Here is a 16,763-nt window from a genome sequence, read left to right as displayed (position 1 = left end):
CCGATTGAACAACAGCTTTAACGGGCAACCCCATGATCCGTATTAACTTTTTAGTACACAAAGATAACGAGAATTTGCACACATAACGAAATAACTTATTCCCTCGATTGGTTAAGTCATGGTTAGCTGTTAGCTTCACTCTTTCCTACAACATGATCGGAAAGAGATTACGCATTAACGGCCGGGAAGTGCCGAGTCGTCTAGCGAGCCACCAGGGAATCGGGGAATCATGTCAGTCAGTATGGGAAAAAACGCTTTGTTGCTGATGGCGGCATGGATTGCGCCTGTCGTTTGCGCGTTCGCCGATAACGCCGACGTAGCCAACAAAAGTAACAACCCGCTGAGCCTGGCCCCTGGCGCCAACCTTCAGGATTACTACACCCCCAAGCTTTACGATACCAACGTCCACACCAACGACGCGTTGCTGCGCGGCACCTTGCCGATGGCACCGAATGACTTCATAGGCACTCCACAACTGCTGCGCGCGACCCTGCCGATCAGCACCCGCCCCGATCCCCACAGCGGCTACAGCACCGGCATTGGCGATTTGAACCTGTTCGACATCTTCATACTCAAGACCGAAGGCGTGCAGTTGGGCATTGGCCCGCAAATTACATTCGATCTGAAAAACAACACCCATTACATCCCGAACGGTTTCGGTGGCGGTAAGGTGTGGAAGTCCGGGACCAATATTCTTAACGCATTCATCGAGCCACAGTGGACGGTTGAACGCAAAGGCGATGGCGTGCCTCAGTTCACACTGTTCGCCGGGATCAACGTCACTTTCGGTACATAAGGAGTTTGTATGCGCAGTGCAATTCGCGCGGCCGGATTCAGCTTGATGACCATGTTTGTCAGCTGCGGCGTTGGCGCCCAGGATCTTGATACGCGGATTGGCAAGATCGCGATGGAAGGCGAACTGCCAGCCCATGAGTCGATCGCCAAACTCTATGCCGAGCTGGATTTCCAGCAAGCCACCCAGAGTTATCTCTGGGCGCTGCCGCTGGTGTCCTACGCGCAGTGGCAGGAAGAGTTTCGCGACAAGCTCGGTGCACGCAACGGCGACTTGATGGTGCTCAACAGTTACGAAGACAAACTGGGCGTTATCACCGCCAACGCCACCACTCCGTACATCCTCGGCTTTGTCGACCTGAATGAAACCGGCCCGCTGGTAATCGAATTGCCACCTGGACCGACCGCGGGCGGGATCGGTGATTTCTGGCAACGCGCGATCATCGACATGGGCCAGACCGGCCCGGACAAGGGCAAGGGCGGCAAATACCTGGTCCTGCCCCCGGGCGCCGAGCCACCGGCCGACGCGGGCAAGTACTACCTGGCCAAATCGGAGACCATGAATGTGCTGGTCGGCTTCCGTGTCCTCGATCCGGACCCGGCCAAAGGCAAGGCACTGGTCGAGCACTTCAAGATGTACCCGTACGCCCAGCGCAATGAGCCGAGCAAAACCAGATTGCTTACCCCTGGTGGCAAACCCTGGTCCGGTACTCAGCCGCGCGGGCTGGCGTATTGGGAGCGCCTGCACCAGATCATCCAGAAAGAACCGGTCAATGAACGTGACCGTTTCTACATGGCCATGCTTGCCAGCCTCGGCATCGAGAAAGACAAACCGTTCAACCCCAACGACAACCAGCGCAAGGCACTGGAACAAGGTGCGCAGGTCGGTGAACTGATCGCCAAGACCAACACCTTCGCCAAGCGTTTCCCCGGCGCGCAATTCTGGCCGGACCGCCAGTGGGACACCGTGCTGAACATCGCCGAACCGTCACAGCGCGTGGCGTATTACGACCAGTTGTGGGAACGCAGCGCCTGGTTCTACGAAGCGGTCACCAACACCAAAGGCATGGTCTCGAAAACCCCGGGGCTGGGCCAGACGTACCTTGGCGCCTATACCGACAGCAAAGGCAACTGGCTCGATGGCAGCATGAACTATCGCCTGCACGTCGGCGCCAATCCCCCGGCCAAACAGTTCTGGTCAATGACGGTCTACGACACCGACAGCCGTTGCCTGATCGATAACCCGCAGCGCAAGGCCGACCTGTCGTCCCGTCAGGACCTGAAAAAGAATGAAGACGGTTCCGTGGACTTGTACTTCGGTCCGACCGCGCCAGCAGGCTTCGAGAACAACTGGGTGCAAACCGTACCGGGCAAACACTGGTTCAGTTATTTCCGCCTGTACGCACCGACCGAAGCTTACTTCGACAAAAGCTGGAAGCTCGACGACATCGCGGCTGTGGAATGACGCCCAAAGGGCTCAATAAGGAAGCTTTATGAAAAACCGCATGTTGCTCACCGCACTCGCATTCTCGCTGAGCACCAGCGCCTGGGCCGACTTCACCGCCACACCCGAAGAAGCTCGCGGCATCGCCAAAGAGGCTTACTTGTACGGCTTCCCGGTGGTGGAGATGTACAAGACGCTCTACACCCAGGCCATCGATAAAAAGAGCCCGAACTTCAAGGCGCCGCTGAACCAGATCGGCAACACCACCAAAGCGTTCACCGCCAAGGACACCGCCTTCATCACGCCGAACGCCGACACGCCCTACTCGTTTGTCTGGATGGATTTACGCGCCGAACCGTTGGTGCTGACCCTGCCGCCCATTGAAGAACACCGTTATTACTCGGTGCAGTTGATTGATGCGTACACGCAGAATTTTGCGTACCTAGGCACCCGCAGTACAGGCAACAACGGCGGTCACTTCATGATTGCCGGGCCGAACTGGCAAGGTCAGCAACCGCTGGAAATAGACCGCCTGGTGCGCAGCGAAAGCAACATTGCCTACGCGCTGTATCGCACGCAATTGTTCGATGAAAAGGACCTGACCAAGGTCAAGCAGATCCAGAAAGGCTACAAGGTTGAAACCCTGAGCCACTACGATAAACAGAAAGCCCCGCCAGCGGCGCCGAAGATTGCCTGGCCAAAACCGACGCCGACCATGAGCGACACCCCGGACCTGTTCCGCTACCTGAACTTCATGCTGGCGTTCGCCCCGGCGCAGGACTCGGAAAAAGACCTGCTCGCCCGCTTCGCCAAGATCGGCATCGAAGCCGGCAAGCCGTTCCAATTGCAAGAGCTCACACCTGACCAGCGCCAGGCGCTGGAAGACGGGATCAGCGACGCCAAAGCTGAGTTCGCGCAGTTCAAGAAGGACAAGGTTGACACTCATCAGGTCACCAGCGGCGACTTCTTCGGTACCCGCGATCACCTAAAAGGCAATTACCTGTACCGCTACGCCGGCGCCGACATGGGAATCTTTGGCAACTCCGCTGAAGAAGCGAACTACATCGGCTACTTCGTCGACAAGGACGGCCAACCGGCCAACGCTTCGAAGCACGATTACACCCTGCATTTCGACAAGGGCGCCCTGCCCCCGGCCGACGCGTTCTGGTCGCTGACGATGTACGACGGCAAGAGCAAGTTTCTGGTGGCCAACCCGCTGAATCGCTACCTGATCAACTCGCGGATGCTGTCCGACCTCAAGCTCGACGCCGACGGCGGCCTGACCCTGTATGTGCAGAACAAGGCCCCGGCCAAAGAGCTGCAAAACAACTGGTTGCCAGCGCCGAATGGTCCGTTTTACGGGGTCTTGCGCTTGTACCTGCCAAAACCGGAAGTCACCAGCGGCCAGTGGAAAATGCCACTGCTGACGCCGGTCAATTCACAACAACAGTAAGCGGAGTCAGTCATGGTCAGGCCTTTTGTAGTACGTCCTTTACTGGCGTTGTGTGTCGTCGGCGCAAGCCCGTTGGCCCTCGCGGCCGAGGGCGGTGTCGGGCGGCCGATCACCGGGCAACAGGTATTTTCCAACGCCGGGATCGTGCCGCCGGAAGCCGGCTGGGTCATGTCCCTGACCAGCATCTGGTACGACGGCCAACTCAAGGGCAAAGCCCAAGTGCCAATCGCCGGTGCCATCAGTACCGGGCTGGACGTTAAAGTGTCCTACACCATGGCCAACTTCACCCATATCTGGGACACCGGCAAGGGCAGCTGGAACTACGCCTCGGCCATCGGCGTGCCAGTGCAGTACACCGACATCACCGCCAGTGTCACCGGCCCCCGTGGCAGGACCCTGGGAAGCAATGACACCGCGACCCAGTTCGCCGACATGCTGGTGACGCCGATTGCGGCGGGTTACCACGTCGACGAGGTCAACCATTTCTCGTTCTCGCTGCCCATTTATGTGCCAACCGGTGCCTACAACGAGAATCGCCTGGCGAACGCCGGCCAGAATACGTACACCTTCATGCCTACCGTGGCCTTCACCCATCTGGACGGCAAGGGTGGCGAGTTCACCCTGTCCAGCGGGCTGGAAATCTACACCGAGAATGAAGCCACGGATTATCAGGACGGCAACATTTTTACCCTCGATGCGCTGTGGACCCACGGCTTCGGCAACGGCTGGAATGCCGGCATGGTGGCGGGCTACATCCAGCAGGTCACCGATGACTCGGGCAGTGGTGCCACCAGCGGCTTCCGCGGCCGCTCAGTGGGGGCCGGCCCGACGATCGGCTGGGCCGGCAAGTTCAACGATGCCCAGGCCAGCATCAACGCGCGGTGGGTGCCGGAGTTCGACACCAAAAACCGCCCTGAAGGCAACGGTGTCAGCGTCAACCTGACGTTAGCGTTTTTCTGAGGAGTGCCCAGGGATGGCCACCGGTTCATTCCCTTCACTCCGACCTTCATGTTTTGACTCAGGGATCAGCCATGACTGCACTCAATGACCTTAACGCCCTGCAAGCCAGTATCGCCGAAAGCGTGCTGGGGCAGGATCAAGTGATCCGGCAGATTCTGCTCGGGCTGCTGGCCAACGGGCATTTGCTGCTGGAAAGCTTGCCGGGGCTGGCCAAGACCCGCACGGTGAAGGCGCTGGCCAGGCACCTGGACGCGAAGATGAGCCGCATCCAGTTCACCCCGGACCTGCTGCCGTCGGACATCACCGGCGCCGAGGTTTTGCACCAGATCGACGGCAAGAACCAGATCCAGTTCCAGCCCGGCCCGTTGTTCGGCAACCTGATCCTGGCGGATGAAATCAACCGCGCCCCGGCCAAGGTCCAGGCTGCGTTGCTGGAAGCCATGGAAGAACGGCAAATCACCGTGGCCGGCAACAGCCATGTGTTGCCGGAGCTGTTCATCGTGGTCGCAACGCAGAACCCGATTGAACAGGAAGGCACCTATCCCCTGCCGGAAGCGCAGATGGACCGGTTTTTGATGAAGGTCCTGCTCGATTACCCGAGTGCGGAAAACGAAAGTCAGGTGCTGCGCCTGCTGCGAGACGAAGAACAGGCCTTGGGCGCCAAGACCGCTCCGATCCAGGGCTTCGCGTTGTCGCAGGACGTGATTTTCGCCGCGCGTCGCGAAGTCAGCGCGATTCACGTGTCCCCGGCCATCGACCGTTACCTGATCGACCTGATCAATGCCACGCGTCACCCGGCCGATTACGACGCCGACCTGGGCCGCTGGATCGCCATCGGCGCCAGCCCTCGCGGCGGCATCGGCCTGGACCGTTGCGCCCGCGCCGATGCCTGGTTGCAGGGGCAGGATTTTGTTTCGCCAGACAACGTGCGCGCCGTGGTCCATCCGGTGCTGCGTCATCGCTTGCAACTGAGTTACGACGCAGTGGCTGACGGTGTGACGGCGGATCAGGTGCTTGATCGCCTGCTCGACAAGGTTGCGATCCCGGCCTGAGGTTGAACATGAAGAGCACCGACGGCCTGGTCTATGTCTCTCTCGCGCACTTGATGGCGCTGGAGTTCAAGGCCCGTGACTTGAGTTTTCTGGCGCGGCAGCCGCAAGGCAGCATCCTCGCTGGCAACCATGCTTCGCGTCTGCGCGGCCGTGGGCTGAATTTCGACGAGTTGCGCCGCTACCAGCCGGGGGACGACCTGCGTCACCTCGACTGGCGCGCCTCGCTACGCACCGGCAAACCGGTGGTGCGCACCTTCACTGAAGAACGTGATCGCCCGGCGTTGATTCTGGTGGATCAGCGCATGTCGATGTTCTTCGGCTCGCAACGCAGTTTCAAATCGGCCATCGCCGCCGAGCTTGGCGCGCTGGCGGCGTGGATGGTGTTCAACGCCGGTGATCGCGTCGGCGGTCTGGTGTTTAACGATCAGCGCATCGACAGCATCGCCCCGCTGCGCAGCCGCAAACGCATCGAAGCGCTGTGCAGCCGCATTGCCGAGCAGAACCAGCAACTGAACGCCGCCAACCCCGACGCCGAAGGCGAAGACCAGCTCGACAAGGTGTTGCAGCATTGCCTGGCGCTGGCCGGGCACGATCATTTGATCTGCATCGTCAGCGACTTTGCCGGTGCCGGTGAGCGCACGCTGCAATTGATGCGGCAATTGGCGGCGCACAACGATGTGATTGCCATGCAGGTGTATGACCCGTTAGCACTGAATCTGCCGAAAAATGGTCGCTTGCTGATTACTCAAGGCCAGTTGCAAGTGGAACTGGCCGTCGAACAGCGCAGCGTGCATCAACCGCTGGGTGATTTCCTCAGTGGCCGGCTCAAGGATGTCGCGACGTTACTGCGTCGTAGTCAGGTGCCGTTGATGATGTTCAGCACTGCGACGGATGCGCAGGAACAGTTGCGAGCTGAACTCGGCAGGGGGCGCCGATGAACCCGAACATTCCGAGCATCGATCAACTCAAGGAAATAGCGCTGCCGGCGCCGGTCAGCTATGCGCCGCAGACGTGTGGTTGGTGGGTGTTGCCTGGTTTGCTGGTAATCGCTGTTTTACTGATCAGCGCACGACGGTACTGGCAGTGGCGACGGGATCGGTATCGGCGGGAGGCGCTGGTGCGGTTGGCTGAGTTGCAGGCCAGTGACAATCAACTCGACGCATTGCGCGAGCTCCCGGAACTGCTCAAACGAGTAGCCCTCTCTATGCCCGAGCCTTGGAATGCAATCCCTGTAGGAGCGGCGGTGCGGCGATCCGACTTGCCCGCGAAGGGGCCTTCACATTCAACATTGATATCGGCTGATCGGACGCCTTCGCTGGCAAGCCAGCTCCTACAGGGGAATGTGGGTGCGCTCGGGGGTGAGGAGTGGCAGGCATTTTTGGTGCGGCACAGTGCCCAGCCATTGCCGACCGACTTCAGTCAGCAACTGGCCCAGTTAGCCTATGCGCCAGATAGCACCCTGCTGGCAATTAAGGACGAACAGCGCGAACAACTATTCAACACCTGCAAACTCTGGGTGGAGCGTCATCATGTGGCAGCTTGATTACCCGTGGCTGTTGATCCTGTTGCCGTTGCCATGGTTCGGCTACCGCTTCCTGCCCGATTACCGCGAAGCCCGCAGCGCCGTGCGTGTGCCGTTTTTCAGTGCCATGAGCCGCGCGGTCGGTCAAGCACCGAGCCAGGCTGGGACCCGTAACAATCGCTGGCAGCTCGCCTTGAACCTGTTGGTCTGGGCGCTGGTGCTGCTGGCCGCCGCGCGCCCGGTGTTCGTCGAAAAACCCATCGAACGCCAACAACCGGTGCGCGACCTGATGCTCGCCATCGACATTTCCCAGTCCATGGAAACCACCGACTTCACCGACGCCAACGGCCAGAAGATCAATCGCCTGGCAGCCGTCAAGGAAGTGGTACATGGCTTCATCGACAAGCGTAAGGATGATCGCCTGGGCTTGATCGTGTTCGGCAGCGGCGCCTATCCGCAAGCGCCATTGACCCTGGATCACGCCAGCCTGTCGCTGCTGCTGGACGACACCGGCATCGGCATGGCCGGCCCCAACACTGCCATCGGCGATGCCATCGGCTTGAGCCTGAAGCTTCTCGACCAAGCCCACGAACCAGAGAAAGTGCTGATCCTGCTGACCGACGGCAACGACACCAGCAGCGCCATCACCCCGGACCACGCGGCACAAATGGCCGCCGCCAAAGGTGTGGTGATTCACACCATCGGCATTGGCGACCCGACCGCCGAAGGTGAAGCCAAGGTCAACCTGCAAGGCTTACAACAGATCGCCGAAACCACCGGCGGCAAGTTCTTCCGCGCCGAAGACCGCAGCGCGCTGGATCAGGTCTACAGCACCCTCGACACGCTGACCCCGCATCAGGTGAAAACCCTCAGCCATCAACCGAAGAAAGACCTGTTCTGGTGGCCGCTCGGCACCGCCATCGCCCTGCTGGCGCTGTATCACCTGGGCGCCCTGCTCCGCCCGCACCTGACACTCGCGCGTCAGCGGCAGGAGGCTTGAGATGGAGATCAATTTCAGCGACTTCCACTTCCTGCGCCCGTTCTGGCTTTTACTCGTGCCGTTCGCCGCGTTGCTGCCGATACTCTGGCGCCGCAGCCGCGACTTGCAACGGCGCTTGCGCAGCAACATTGCCGAGCACTTGCTGCCGCACCTGCTGATCACCCCGCAGGATCAACAACGCTTGCGACCGGTGCATCTGGTCTGTGCCGTGTTGATTCTGGGTGCAGTCGCCGCCGCGGGCCCGACCTGGGAACAGGACCGTCCGGACTTCCTGGAAAACCGTGCGCCCCTGATCATCGCCATTGACCTGTCGCCGTCGATGGACGCCAACGACGTGCCGCCGAGTCGTCTGGAAGCCACCAAGCACAAACTACACGACCTGATCCAGCGCCGCGCCGGTGCGCGCAATGCGCTGATCGCCTACGCCGGCAGCTCGCACCTGGTGTTGCCGCCCACCGATGATCCGGCCTTGCTGGATACGTTCATTCAAGCCCTGAGCACCGACCTGATCGCCAAACAAGGGAAAAACGTCGGCGCAGTGATCGAGCAAGCCAAACACTTGCTGGCCGCCGAGAAAACCCCGGGCACGCTGTTGCTGATCACCGACGGTGCCGACACTTCGCAACTCACCGGGCTGGACAAGCAACTGGAGGACAGCGCACTGCAAGTGCTGATCCTCGCAGTCGGCAGTGAGGATGGCGGCATCCTCCACGACGCCAGCGACCAGCCACGCACCGACAGCAACGGTCGCCCGGTGCTCGGCAGTTTTGATCAGGCAGCGCTCAAGCAGTTGGCTTCAGCCGTGGACGCGCCGCTGGGTAGCCTGACACTGAATAACGACGATCTGGACTGGGTTGAACTGCACGCCCAGCAGCATTTCCAGAGTGCCAGCGATGAACAGCGCGAATTGCATTGGAAAGACGCCGGTTACTGGCTGTGCTGGCCGTTGCTGCTGCTCGCGTTTTTCAGCGTGCGCAAGGGCTGGAGCCTGAACTGGATGGCGGGTTTGCTGCTGGCGCTGAGTATCGGTTTTCAACCGACCAGCGCCGAAGCCAACGCCTTGACCGATGCGTTCTTCACCCCCGATCAGCAAGGCCGCTGGGCCTTCGAACACCAGCACTTCCCGCAGGCCGCCGCACATTTTGTCGATCCGTACTGGAAAGGCATCGCCGCCTATAACGCCGCCGATTTCGACCTGGCACTTGCTAGTTTCGCCCGACTGGAAACACCCCAGGCGTATTTCTACCTGGGCAATATTTACGTGCGCCACTTCAAGTTTGATCAAGCGATTGCGGCGTATACACAAGCCTTGAAGTTACAGCCGCAATTCCCCGAGGCCACGGCCAATCTGGCGTTGGCGATTGCGTTGCAGAAAGACACCGACAGCGCCGAGCAAAATGCGCCCGAGGTGAAACCGGACGAAATCAAAATGGACAAGGCGCCAGGCAAGGGCCAGAGCAAACCGGTGCAGACCGAGCAAGCCGCCTCCGATGCACAGTGGTTGGAGAACCTGAGCACATCACCGGCGAAGTTCTTGAAGCAGAAGTTCAGTTTGCAGGATCAGACGGGGGCCAGACCATGACCATTCTGGACAGTCTGGTAGACCGAGTCGTGGCCTTCGCGAGCAGGCTCGCTCCCACATTAGATCTATGCACACCACAAGTCCCCTGTGGGAGCGAGCCTGCTCGCGAAAGCGCCAGATCATTCACCGCCAATATTAGCACCCTACTCCTCAGCCTATTCACCACCGCCACCTTCGCCGCCGAACCCGACCTCCGAGTCCAGACCCACCTGCAACCCGCCACCTCAGTCATGGTTGGCGGCCTTGTGGAACTGCAACTCGACGTCCTCACCGACAGCTGGTTCACCGATGCCCCGACACTGCCCGACCTGAAGCTGCCCGGCGCCCTGGTGCTGCCACCGGACGGCCACGCCGAACACATCAATCAGAGCCTCGACGGTAAATCCTTCAACGGCATGCGCTACACCTACCGGATCACCCCGAATCTGGCGCAGGGTTTCGACATCCCGCCGCTGACTGTGCAGGCCACACCGGGCCAGGCCAGCGCCCCACTGAGCGCGCAAAGCCAGCCGTTGCACTTCACCGCTGCGCAACCACCGGGGTTCAAACCCGGCGAACCGGTGCTGGTGGCGCAAGGTCTGCGTTTCACCCAAAAAGTCTTCAATTCCACGACGCCGCTGAAGGTCGGCGACAGCATCACCCGTCAGCTGACCTTGCAGGCTGACAACGCCATGGCCATGTCCCTGCCGACACCAGCGATGGGCGATATCAACGGATTGAGCCGTTACCCGAAGCGCCCGCAAATCAGCAATCTGGATGATGGCCGAGGCAACTTCAACGGCGGCCAGCGCATCGACACGGTGACGTACCGCATTGACGCCGAAGGCCGTTACAGCCTGCCGGCCATCGAGCTGAAATGGTGGGACGCCAGCAGCCAGCAAACCCGCACCGCGCAAGTCCCGGCGGTAACCTTTGAGGCTGCGGCTAACAGCGCTTACACGCCGGTTTTCTCGATTGCTGACGACCTGAAAAAACTTGGCCAGCAAAGTCGTATGCACCTTTCCGGGCACTGGCTGGGGTTTTCGGCGCTGCTGATGGTGGTGGCGCTGTTTGTCTGGTTCGCCCGTCCGTTCGTGCATCGCGCCTACCTCGCCGCACAGGCCCGCCGCCACGCCCGGCACGCGGCGTGGCTGGAGTCCGCCGACTACGCCTGGCGGCAGATTACGCGGGAAATCGACGGCAAGCCCGCCCAACTGAGCGCCTTGTACCTGTGGCTCAGACGCAGCCACTTGGGCCTGAAATTGAGCTCTCTCAGCCCTCGGCTGCAAGATTTTCTGCGCGCCTGCTATGGCCGTGCGCCAACCGAAGAGCAAGCGTTGCGCGAACTCAAGCGTTCCTTGGCTACGCTGCATAGTCAGGCTGAACAGCGCCATACCAAGGCCGCTTCAGCATTACGTCCATTAAACCCTGCTCACGAGAAGGACCTCACATGACGAACCCCCTATCGATCCGTCACCGCTTCGGGCTGACACTGCTGTTCGCGCTGGCCCTGCCATTGCTTGCGCAAGCTGCCGAACCGCTGCCCTCGTGGAACGATGGCCCGTCGAAGAAACACATCATCGAGTTCGTCCAGGCCGTCACCGATCAATCCAGCAAGGACTTCGTCAAACCCGAGGACCGCATCGCGGTGTTCGATAACGACGGCACCTTGTGGAGCGAGCAGCCGATGTACTTCGAATTGCTGTTTGCCCTCGAAGAAGTCAAACGCACGGCACCGCAACACCCGGAATGGAAAACCACCCAGCCGTTCCAGGCCGTACTGGAAAACGATCACAAGGCGCTGGCGGCTTCCGGCCTGGAAGGCCTGATGAAAATTTTTGGTGCGACCCACACCGGCATGACCACCGAAGCGTTCGATGACTACGCCAAAACCTGGCTGAGTCAGGCCAGACACCCGAAGACCGGCAAGCTGTTCACTGAAATGGTGTTCCAGCCGATGCTGGAATTGCTCGACTACCTGCGCAGCCAGGACTTCAAGACCTACATCGTCTCGGGTGGTGACACCGGGTTCATGCGCGCGTTCGCCGAGAAGGTCTACGGTGTTCCACCGGAACAAGTAATCGGTACTACGTTTGTCACAGCCTTCCAGTACACGGACGGCCAAACCTCGATCCTGCGCACCCCGAAACTGGCCCACAACGACGACGGCCCGGGCAAGCCGGAAAGCATCGATGCGGTCATCGGCAAGCGGCCGATCTTCGCCTTCGGCAACTCCGACGGCGACTTGCAGATGCTGCAATGGACCGCCGCAGGACCGGGTAAACGATTCATGGGGCTGGTGCATCACACCGACGCCAAACGCGAATGGGCCTATGACCGCAAGTCAGACATCGGCCGCCTGGACAAGGCGCTGGACGAAGCAAATTCCCGTGGCTGGACTGTCGTCGACATGGCCGCCGAATGGCGGCGGATCTACCCTTACGATTCCGCCACCCCCGAGCAAGTGCAGTAAAAAAAGCGTAACGCAGGACCGCAATAAACGTTTGTCGCATCAGGCGACGCAAGTAAGCAAAAGGAGCAAGTCGGATGACTCGCATACACAAGTGGCTACCGAAACTCGCCCTCGTGGCAGCCTCGGTCATGGCGATTTCGGCAACTGCCGGGGCTGCTGAAAAACCAAACATTCTGGTGATCTTCGGCGATGACATCGGCCAGACCAACATCAGCGCCTATTCCATGGGGGTGGTCGGGTACAAGACGCCGAACATCGACCGGATTGCCAAAGAAGGCATGATGTTCACCGATTACTATGCGGAGAACAGCTGCACCGCCGGACGCTCATCGTTCATCACGGGGCAGACGCCGCTGCGTACCGGCCTGTCGAAAGTTGGCGCGCCCGGTGCACCAGTGGGTCTGCAAAAACGCGATATCACCATCGCCCAGGCACTCAAGTCCATGGGTTATGCGACCGGCCAGTTTGGCAAGAACCACTTGGGCGACAAGGACGAATACCTGCCGACCAACCACGGTTTCGACGAATTCTTTGGCAACCTCTATCACCTCAACGCTGAAGAAGAACCGGAACGTCCGTATTGGCCCAAGGACGACCCTGCGTTCCTCAAGTCCTACGCCCCCCGTGGCGTGATCCACAGCTTTGCCGACGGCAAGATCGAAGACACCGGCGCGTTGACCACCAAGCGCATGGAAACCATCGACGACGAAACCACGGCAGCGGCGATAGGTTTCATCGAGAAACAGGTCAAGGCGGACAAACCGTTCTTCGTCTGGATGAACACCACCCGCATGCACTTGTTCACCCATGTGCGCGAGTCGATGAAGGGCCAGAGCGGCATGCCCGGCAACGACTATGCAGACGGCATGCTTGAGCACGACGGCGACGTCGGCAAACTGCTGAAAACCATTGATGACCTGAAAGTCGCCGACAACACCATCGTCGTCTACACCACCGACAATGGCCCGAACCAGTTCTCCTGGCCGGACGCGGCAACCACGCCGTTCCGCAACGAGAAGAACTCCAACTGGGAAGGCGCCTACCGGGTGCCGGCGATTGTGCGTTGGCCAGGCAAGATCAAGGCCGGTGAAGTCTCCAACGAGATGTTCTCGGGCCTGGACTGGTTCCCGACGCTGCTGGCCGCGGCGGGCGATGCCGATGTGAAGGACAAGCTGCTCAAAGGCTGGGCGCCGGTATCGGGTGGCACCAACTTCAAGGTGCACCTGGACGGCTACAACCAACTGCCTTATCTGACCGGCCAACAGCCTAAGGGCGAGCGCAAGGAGTTCTACTACTTCAATGACGACGGCATGCTGGTGTCGATGCGTTTCGACAACTGGAAAGCGGTGTTCTGCGAACAGCGTGCACCAGGCGGTTTCAAGGTGTGGAGTGAGCCGTTTGTGTGCCTGCGGGTGCCAAAAATCTTCAACCTGAGAATGGACCCGTATGAACGCGCCGATGTCGTTTCCGACCAGTATTACGATTGGTTAACCAAAAACGTTTATCTGGCGGCCGTAGCCACTGGTAAAGCAGCGGTGTTCCTCCAGACCTTTATCGAATATCCGCCAAGCCAGAAACCGGCCAGCTTCAGTGTTGACCAGATTCGCGCTGCGGTAGATGCCAAAATCGCTGAAAAAATGAAAGCTGCACCGGCTGCACAGTAATATCGCGTGACCGCCGCTCGCCCTCACCGGCGAGCGGCCCTTTTTTGTGTGAACACAACACCCTGTAGTAGCTGCCGAAGGCTGCGTCCGGCTGCGAAGCAGTCGTAATCCAGTCAACTCGGTGTACCAGATATACCGAGGTGCATGATTGGCGAGGACTTCGTCCTCGAACGCAGCCTTCGGCAGCTGCTACAGGGTTCTGTGTTTATCGTTGGAAAATGTTCATTTTCAGAAATTGCACAAGGCAACCCGCAATGTCCTCACGTGTCGCCAGCAAGTCGTCGGCCATACCCGCCCCTCACAGCGCCGCGTCCCCGGCCCTGCTGATTCCTGCCCTGCTGCTGTTCGTCTCCGGCGCTGCTGCGCTGGTGTACCAGGTGCTGTGGATCAAGCAGTTGTCGCTGGTGGTCGGCGTCGAGGTGTATGCGATCACCACCGGCATCAGTGCATTTTTTGCCGGATTGGCTTTGGGTGGTTTGCTGTTCGGGCGTTGGGCTGATCGCTTGAAGCAGCCGGTCCTGCTGTATGCGGGGCTGGAAGTGCTGGTGGCGGTGCTGGGTGTCGGCGCGACGTTTGCGATGAGCATGGCCGCCAGTCCATTCGCCTGGCTGGAGCAGCACGTCGGGTTGCTGGCATGGGTGTTGCCGTTTGCACTGGTGGGCATTCCTGCGCTGTTGATGGGTGGCACGCTGCCGGTGCTGGTTCGTTCACTGGCCAGCGACCCGCAACACTTGGGCAAGGCTGGCGGCCAACTCTATGCCGCGAACACGGCTGGTGCGATTGCCGGCACCCTGCTCGCAGCCTTCGTGCTGATCGCCACCCTCGGCGTGCGTGGCAGTGCCCTCGCCGCCGCGATGCTGAACTTGCTGGCCGCCGTTGGTGCCTTGTGGTTTCAACGCCACCGCCCGGTGCCAGTCGAAGCTGCGGTCAAACACCACGCGGCAACCACGCCGGATCGTCTGGCGCTGTGGCTCTATTCCATCGCTGGCGGTGTGGCACTGGGCTACGAAGTGGTCTGGTCGCAATCCATCGTGCAATTCATGAGCACGCGCACCTATGCGTTTGCCGTGGTGTTGGCGACGTACCTCACGGGTTTGTTCATCGGCAGCGTCCTGCTGGCCCGTCGGGTTGATCGCCTTCGTGATCCTTGGGGCGTGTTTGGCTTGCTGATTGCCGGCGCCGGTCTGATCGCGCTGCTGGAGGTGGCCTTTCTCGGACGCTGGCTGGTGTTTTTACAATCCCAGGCCGAAATGGTGGCGCTGGCCTTGGGCGGTAGCGAGCTGCTGGGCATGAGCGCACGGTTTGCCGTGGCGGCGTTGAGCATCGTGTTTGTCCCGACCTTGCTACTGGGGGCGGCGTTCCCGTTGGCCCTGCGGTTGAGCGTCGGTCCTGAACGGGTCGGTCGGGACGTCGGCGCGGTGGTGGCGTTCAACACCTTGGGCGGGATTATCGGCGTGATGCTCTGTGGGTTTTTATTGATCCCGTTGCTGGGGCTGGTGCGTACCTTGGGGCTGCTGGCTATTGTTGCTGCCGGGATCGGCTATTTTTCGGTGCGCAAGGGGCATCACGTCAAGAAAGGCCGGCGTCAGGGCGTGGTTGCCATTGGCCTGCTGTCGGTGATCGTGGCGGTTTTCACCCCGGTCGACAAACTCGCCAGCCTGCTGCCCGGCGCCCGCAACGGCACGTTGGCATTCTATGAAGAAGGACGCGGCGGCACGGTGGCCGTGGTCACGCAGGGCAAGGGTCAGAAGACCTTCCAGCGCCTGTATATCCAGGGCGTATCGAACACCGGTGACGCCATGCCATCGCTGCGCTACATGCGGATTCAGGCGCTATTGCCGCTGCTGATCCATAACGGCGAACCGCGCTCGGCGCTGGTGATCGGTTTCGGCACTGGCATCACCGCAGGCGCCCTGACCCGCTATCCGGGGCTGGAACATCGCGTCGTCGCCGAATTGCTGCCGTCAGTGGTCAATGCCGCGCCGTTGTTCAAAGGCAACTTCAACGCCGCCGCCGACCCGACGGTGGATGTTCGCCTGCGCGACGGTCGCCAGGAACTGCTGCGCAGCCCGCAGCACTACGACCTGATCACCCTCGAACCGCCACCGCCCTCCGCTGCCGGCGTGGTGAATCTGTATTCCCGCGATTTCTACCAATTGGCCGCCAGTCGTCTGGAGAAAAAAGGCCTGGTCGCGCAATGGTTGCCGCTGCCGACCCAGAACATCGATGATTCGCGCTCGCTGGTGCGCAGTTTCCTCGACGTATTCCCCTATGCGACGTTGTGGACCAGCGAGTTCCACGAAATGTTGCTGGTGGGCTCGATGGAGCCGATCGAACTGGATGCTGCGAAAATCAGCCAGCGCTTTCAGCAGGAAACCGTGCGCAGCACCTTGCAGGATGTAGGCATCGGCTCAGCCGCTGCGTTGCTCGCCACGTGGGTGACCGACCGCGCCGGCCTGGAACGTTTCGCCGCCGATGCGCTGCCAGTCACCGATGATCAGCCACGTATCGAATACGCCCCTTGGGTGCGAGCCAAGGAAATCAGCCGCGTGCTACCGGCCCTGCTGGACTTGCGCCAGCCAGCGCCGTTGCTGAATGCCGATGCCGGGTTCACCGACCGCATGAATGCTCATCAACAACGCCTGATGCAGTTCTATCGGGCGAGTTTGCACGCGTATGACGGTGACCGGGACGCATGGGCCAGGGATATTCGTGAAGTGATGATGGGCGATGGCGGCAACCCGTATTACCGCTGGTTTGTGGGTGGCGGGGAGTAAGACTCGAGGACCTTTTCACAACCGTCATTTGACAGATGCCCGGCATCCGTCAAAGCTGCACTCAG

The 16,763-nt window shown here is 60.4% G+C and carries 13 protein-coding genes; all 13 read left to right on the top strand.

Annotated elements, in window-relative coordinates; translation table 11 throughout:
• The first annotated feature begins 229 nt into the window (after positions 1 to 229).
• The 13 genes from ACWGZX_RS27400 to ACWGZX_RS27340 all read left to right on the top strand — a co-directional run bounded on the left by ACWGZX_RS27400 (position 230) and on the right by ACWGZX_RS27340 (position 16,698).
• Positions 230 to 796 (top strand): hypothetical protein, encoded by a 567-nt coding sequence (locus ACWGZX_RS27400; protein ID WP_452626277.1) that lies wholly within the window; start codon positions 230 to 232, stop codon positions 794 to 796.
• A gap of 9 nt (positions 797 to 805) precedes the next feature.
• Complete coding sequence (locus tag ACWGZX_RS27395; RefSeq protein ID WP_452626276.1) at positions 806 to 2,257, top strand: DUF1254 domain-containing protein; 1,452 nt, start codon at positions 806 to 808, stop codon at positions 2,255 to 2,257.
• A gap of 28 nt (positions 2,258 to 2,285) precedes the next feature.
• On the top strand, positions 2,286 to 3,689 hold the full coding sequence (locus tag ACWGZX_RS27390) for a DUF1254 domain-containing protein (RefSeq protein WP_452626275.1): 1,404 nt from the start codon (positions 2,286 to 2,288) through the stop codon (positions 3,687 to 3,689).
• 12 nt (positions 3,690 to 3,701) lie between these two features.
• The gene (locus ACWGZX_RS27385) at positions 3,702 to 4,649 is read left to right on the top strand and encodes a SphA family protein (protein WP_452626274.1); all 948 of its coding nucleotides are present in this window, start codon (positions 3,702 to 3,704) and stop codon (positions 4,647 to 4,649) included.
• 71 nt (positions 4,650 to 4,720) lie between these two features.
• Positions 4,721 to 5,701 carry an AAA family ATPase gene (locus ACWGZX_RS27380; RefSeq protein WP_452626273.1) on the top strand — a complete coding sequence of 327 codons (981 nt, stop codon included), beginning with the start codon at positions 4,721 to 4,723 and terminating at the stop codon, positions 5,699 to 5,701.
• Between the two features lie 8 nt (positions 5,702 to 5,709).
• Positions 5,710 to 6,639, top strand: coding sequence for a DUF58 domain-containing protein (locus tag ACWGZX_RS27375; RefSeq protein ID WP_452626272.1), 930 nt, complete (start codon positions 5,710 to 5,712; stop codon positions 6,637 to 6,639).
• Complete coding sequence (locus tag ACWGZX_RS27370) at positions 6,636 to 7,244, top strand: DUF4381 domain-containing protein (protein WP_452626271.1); 609 nt, start codon at positions 6,636 to 6,638, stop codon at positions 7,242 to 7,244. Before ACWGZX_RS27375 ends, ACWGZX_RS27370 begins: the two co-directional genes overlap by 4 nt.
• Positions 7,231 to 8,223: a vWA domain-containing protein gene (locus tag ACWGZX_RS27365; protein WP_452626270.1), complete on the top strand. Its 993-nt coding sequence runs from the start codon at positions 7,231 to 7,233 to the stop codon at positions 8,221 to 8,223. The genes ACWGZX_RS27370 and ACWGZX_RS27365 overlap by 14 nt, the downstream gene beginning before the upstream one ends.
• A gap of 1 nt (position 8,224) precedes the next feature.
• Entirely contained in the window at positions 8,225 to 9,805 is a 1,581-nt protein-coding gene (locus ACWGZX_RS27360; RefSeq protein ID WP_452626269.1) for a VWA domain-containing protein, read from the top strand.
• Complete coding sequence (locus tag ACWGZX_RS27355) at positions 9,802 to 11,238, top strand: hypothetical protein (RefSeq protein WP_452626268.1); 1,437 nt, start codon at positions 9,802 to 9,804, stop codon at positions 11,236 to 11,238. The genes ACWGZX_RS27360 and ACWGZX_RS27355 overlap by 4 nt, the downstream gene beginning before the upstream one ends.
• Entirely contained in the window at positions 11,235 to 12,257 is a 1,023-nt protein-coding gene (locus ACWGZX_RS27350; protein ID WP_452626267.1) for an HAD family hydrolase, read from the top strand. The genes ACWGZX_RS27355 and ACWGZX_RS27350 overlap by 4 nt, the downstream gene beginning before the upstream one ends.
• A gap of 74 nt (positions 12,258 to 12,331) precedes the next feature.
• Positions 12,332 to 13,921: an arylsulfatase gene (locus ACWGZX_RS27345; RefSeq protein ID WP_223520719.1), complete on the top strand. Its 1,590-nt coding sequence runs from the start codon at positions 12,332 to 12,334 to the stop codon at positions 13,919 to 13,921.
• Positions 13,922 to 14,175: 254 nt separating this feature from the next.
• Positions 14,176 to 16,698 (top strand): fused MFS/spermidine synthase, encoded by a 2,523-nt coding sequence (locus ACWGZX_RS27340; RefSeq protein WP_452626266.1) that lies wholly within the window; start codon positions 14,176 to 14,178, stop codon positions 16,696 to 16,698.
• Positions 16,699 to 16,763: the final 65 nt, after the last annotated feature.

This window comes from Pseudomonas sp. CLCA07 (genome assembly GCF_053615335.1).
Note: the sequence above shows the minus strand (reverse complement) of the source record. Positions and strands in the feature narration are given on the sequence as shown.

Bases quoted from the DNA above. Each gene is read 5' to 3' on its own strand.
- ACWGZX_RS27395 (WP_452626276.1), top strand. From the start codon at position 806: ATGCGCAGTGCAATTCGCGCGGCCGGATTCAGCTTGATGACCATGTTT.
- ACWGZX_RS27340 (WP_452626266.1), top strand. From the start codon at position 14,176: ATGTCCTCACGTGTCGCCAGCAAGTCGTCGGCCATACCCGCCCCTCAC.
- ACWGZX_RS27365 (WP_452626270.1), top strand. From the start codon at position 7,231: ATGTGGCAGCTTGATTACCCGTGGCTGTTGATCCTGTTGCCGTTGCCA.
- ACWGZX_RS27380 (WP_452626273.1), top strand. From the start codon at position 4,721: ATGACTGCACTCAATGACCTTAACGCCCTGCAAGCCAGTATCGCCGAA.
- ACWGZX_RS27385 (WP_452626274.1), top strand. From the start codon at position 3,702: ATGGTCAGGCCTTTTGTAGTACGTCCTTTACTGGCGTTGTGTGTCGTC.
- ACWGZX_RS27375 (WP_452626272.1), top strand. From the start codon at position 5,710: ATGAAGAGCACCGACGGCCTGGTCTATGTCTCTCTCGCGCACTTGATG.
- ACWGZX_RS27355 (WP_452626268.1), top strand. From the start codon at position 9,802: ATGACCATTCTGGACAGTCTGGTAGACCGAGTCGTGGCCTTCGCGAGC.
- ACWGZX_RS27370 (WP_452626271.1), top strand. From the start codon at position 6,636: ATGAACCCGAACATTCCGAGCATCGATCAACTCAAGGAAATAGCGCTG.
- ACWGZX_RS27360 (WP_452626269.1), top strand. From the start codon at position 8,225: ATGGAGATCAATTTCAGCGACTTCCACTTCCTGCGCCCGTTCTGGCTT.
- ACWGZX_RS27345 (WP_223520719.1), top strand. From the start codon at position 12,332: ATGACTCGCATACACAAGTGGCTACCGAAACTCGCCCTCGTGGCAGCC.
- ACWGZX_RS27350 (WP_452626267.1), top strand. From the start codon at position 11,235: ATGACGAACCCCCTATCGATCCGTCACCGCTTCGGGCTGACACTGCTG.
- ACWGZX_RS27390 (WP_452626275.1), top strand. From the start codon at position 2,286: ATGAAAAACCGCATGTTGCTCACCGCACTCGCATTCTCGCTGAGCACC.
- ACWGZX_RS27400 (WP_452626277.1), top strand. From the start codon at position 230: ATGTCAGTCAGTATGGGAAAAAACGCTTTGTTGCTGATGGCGGCATGG.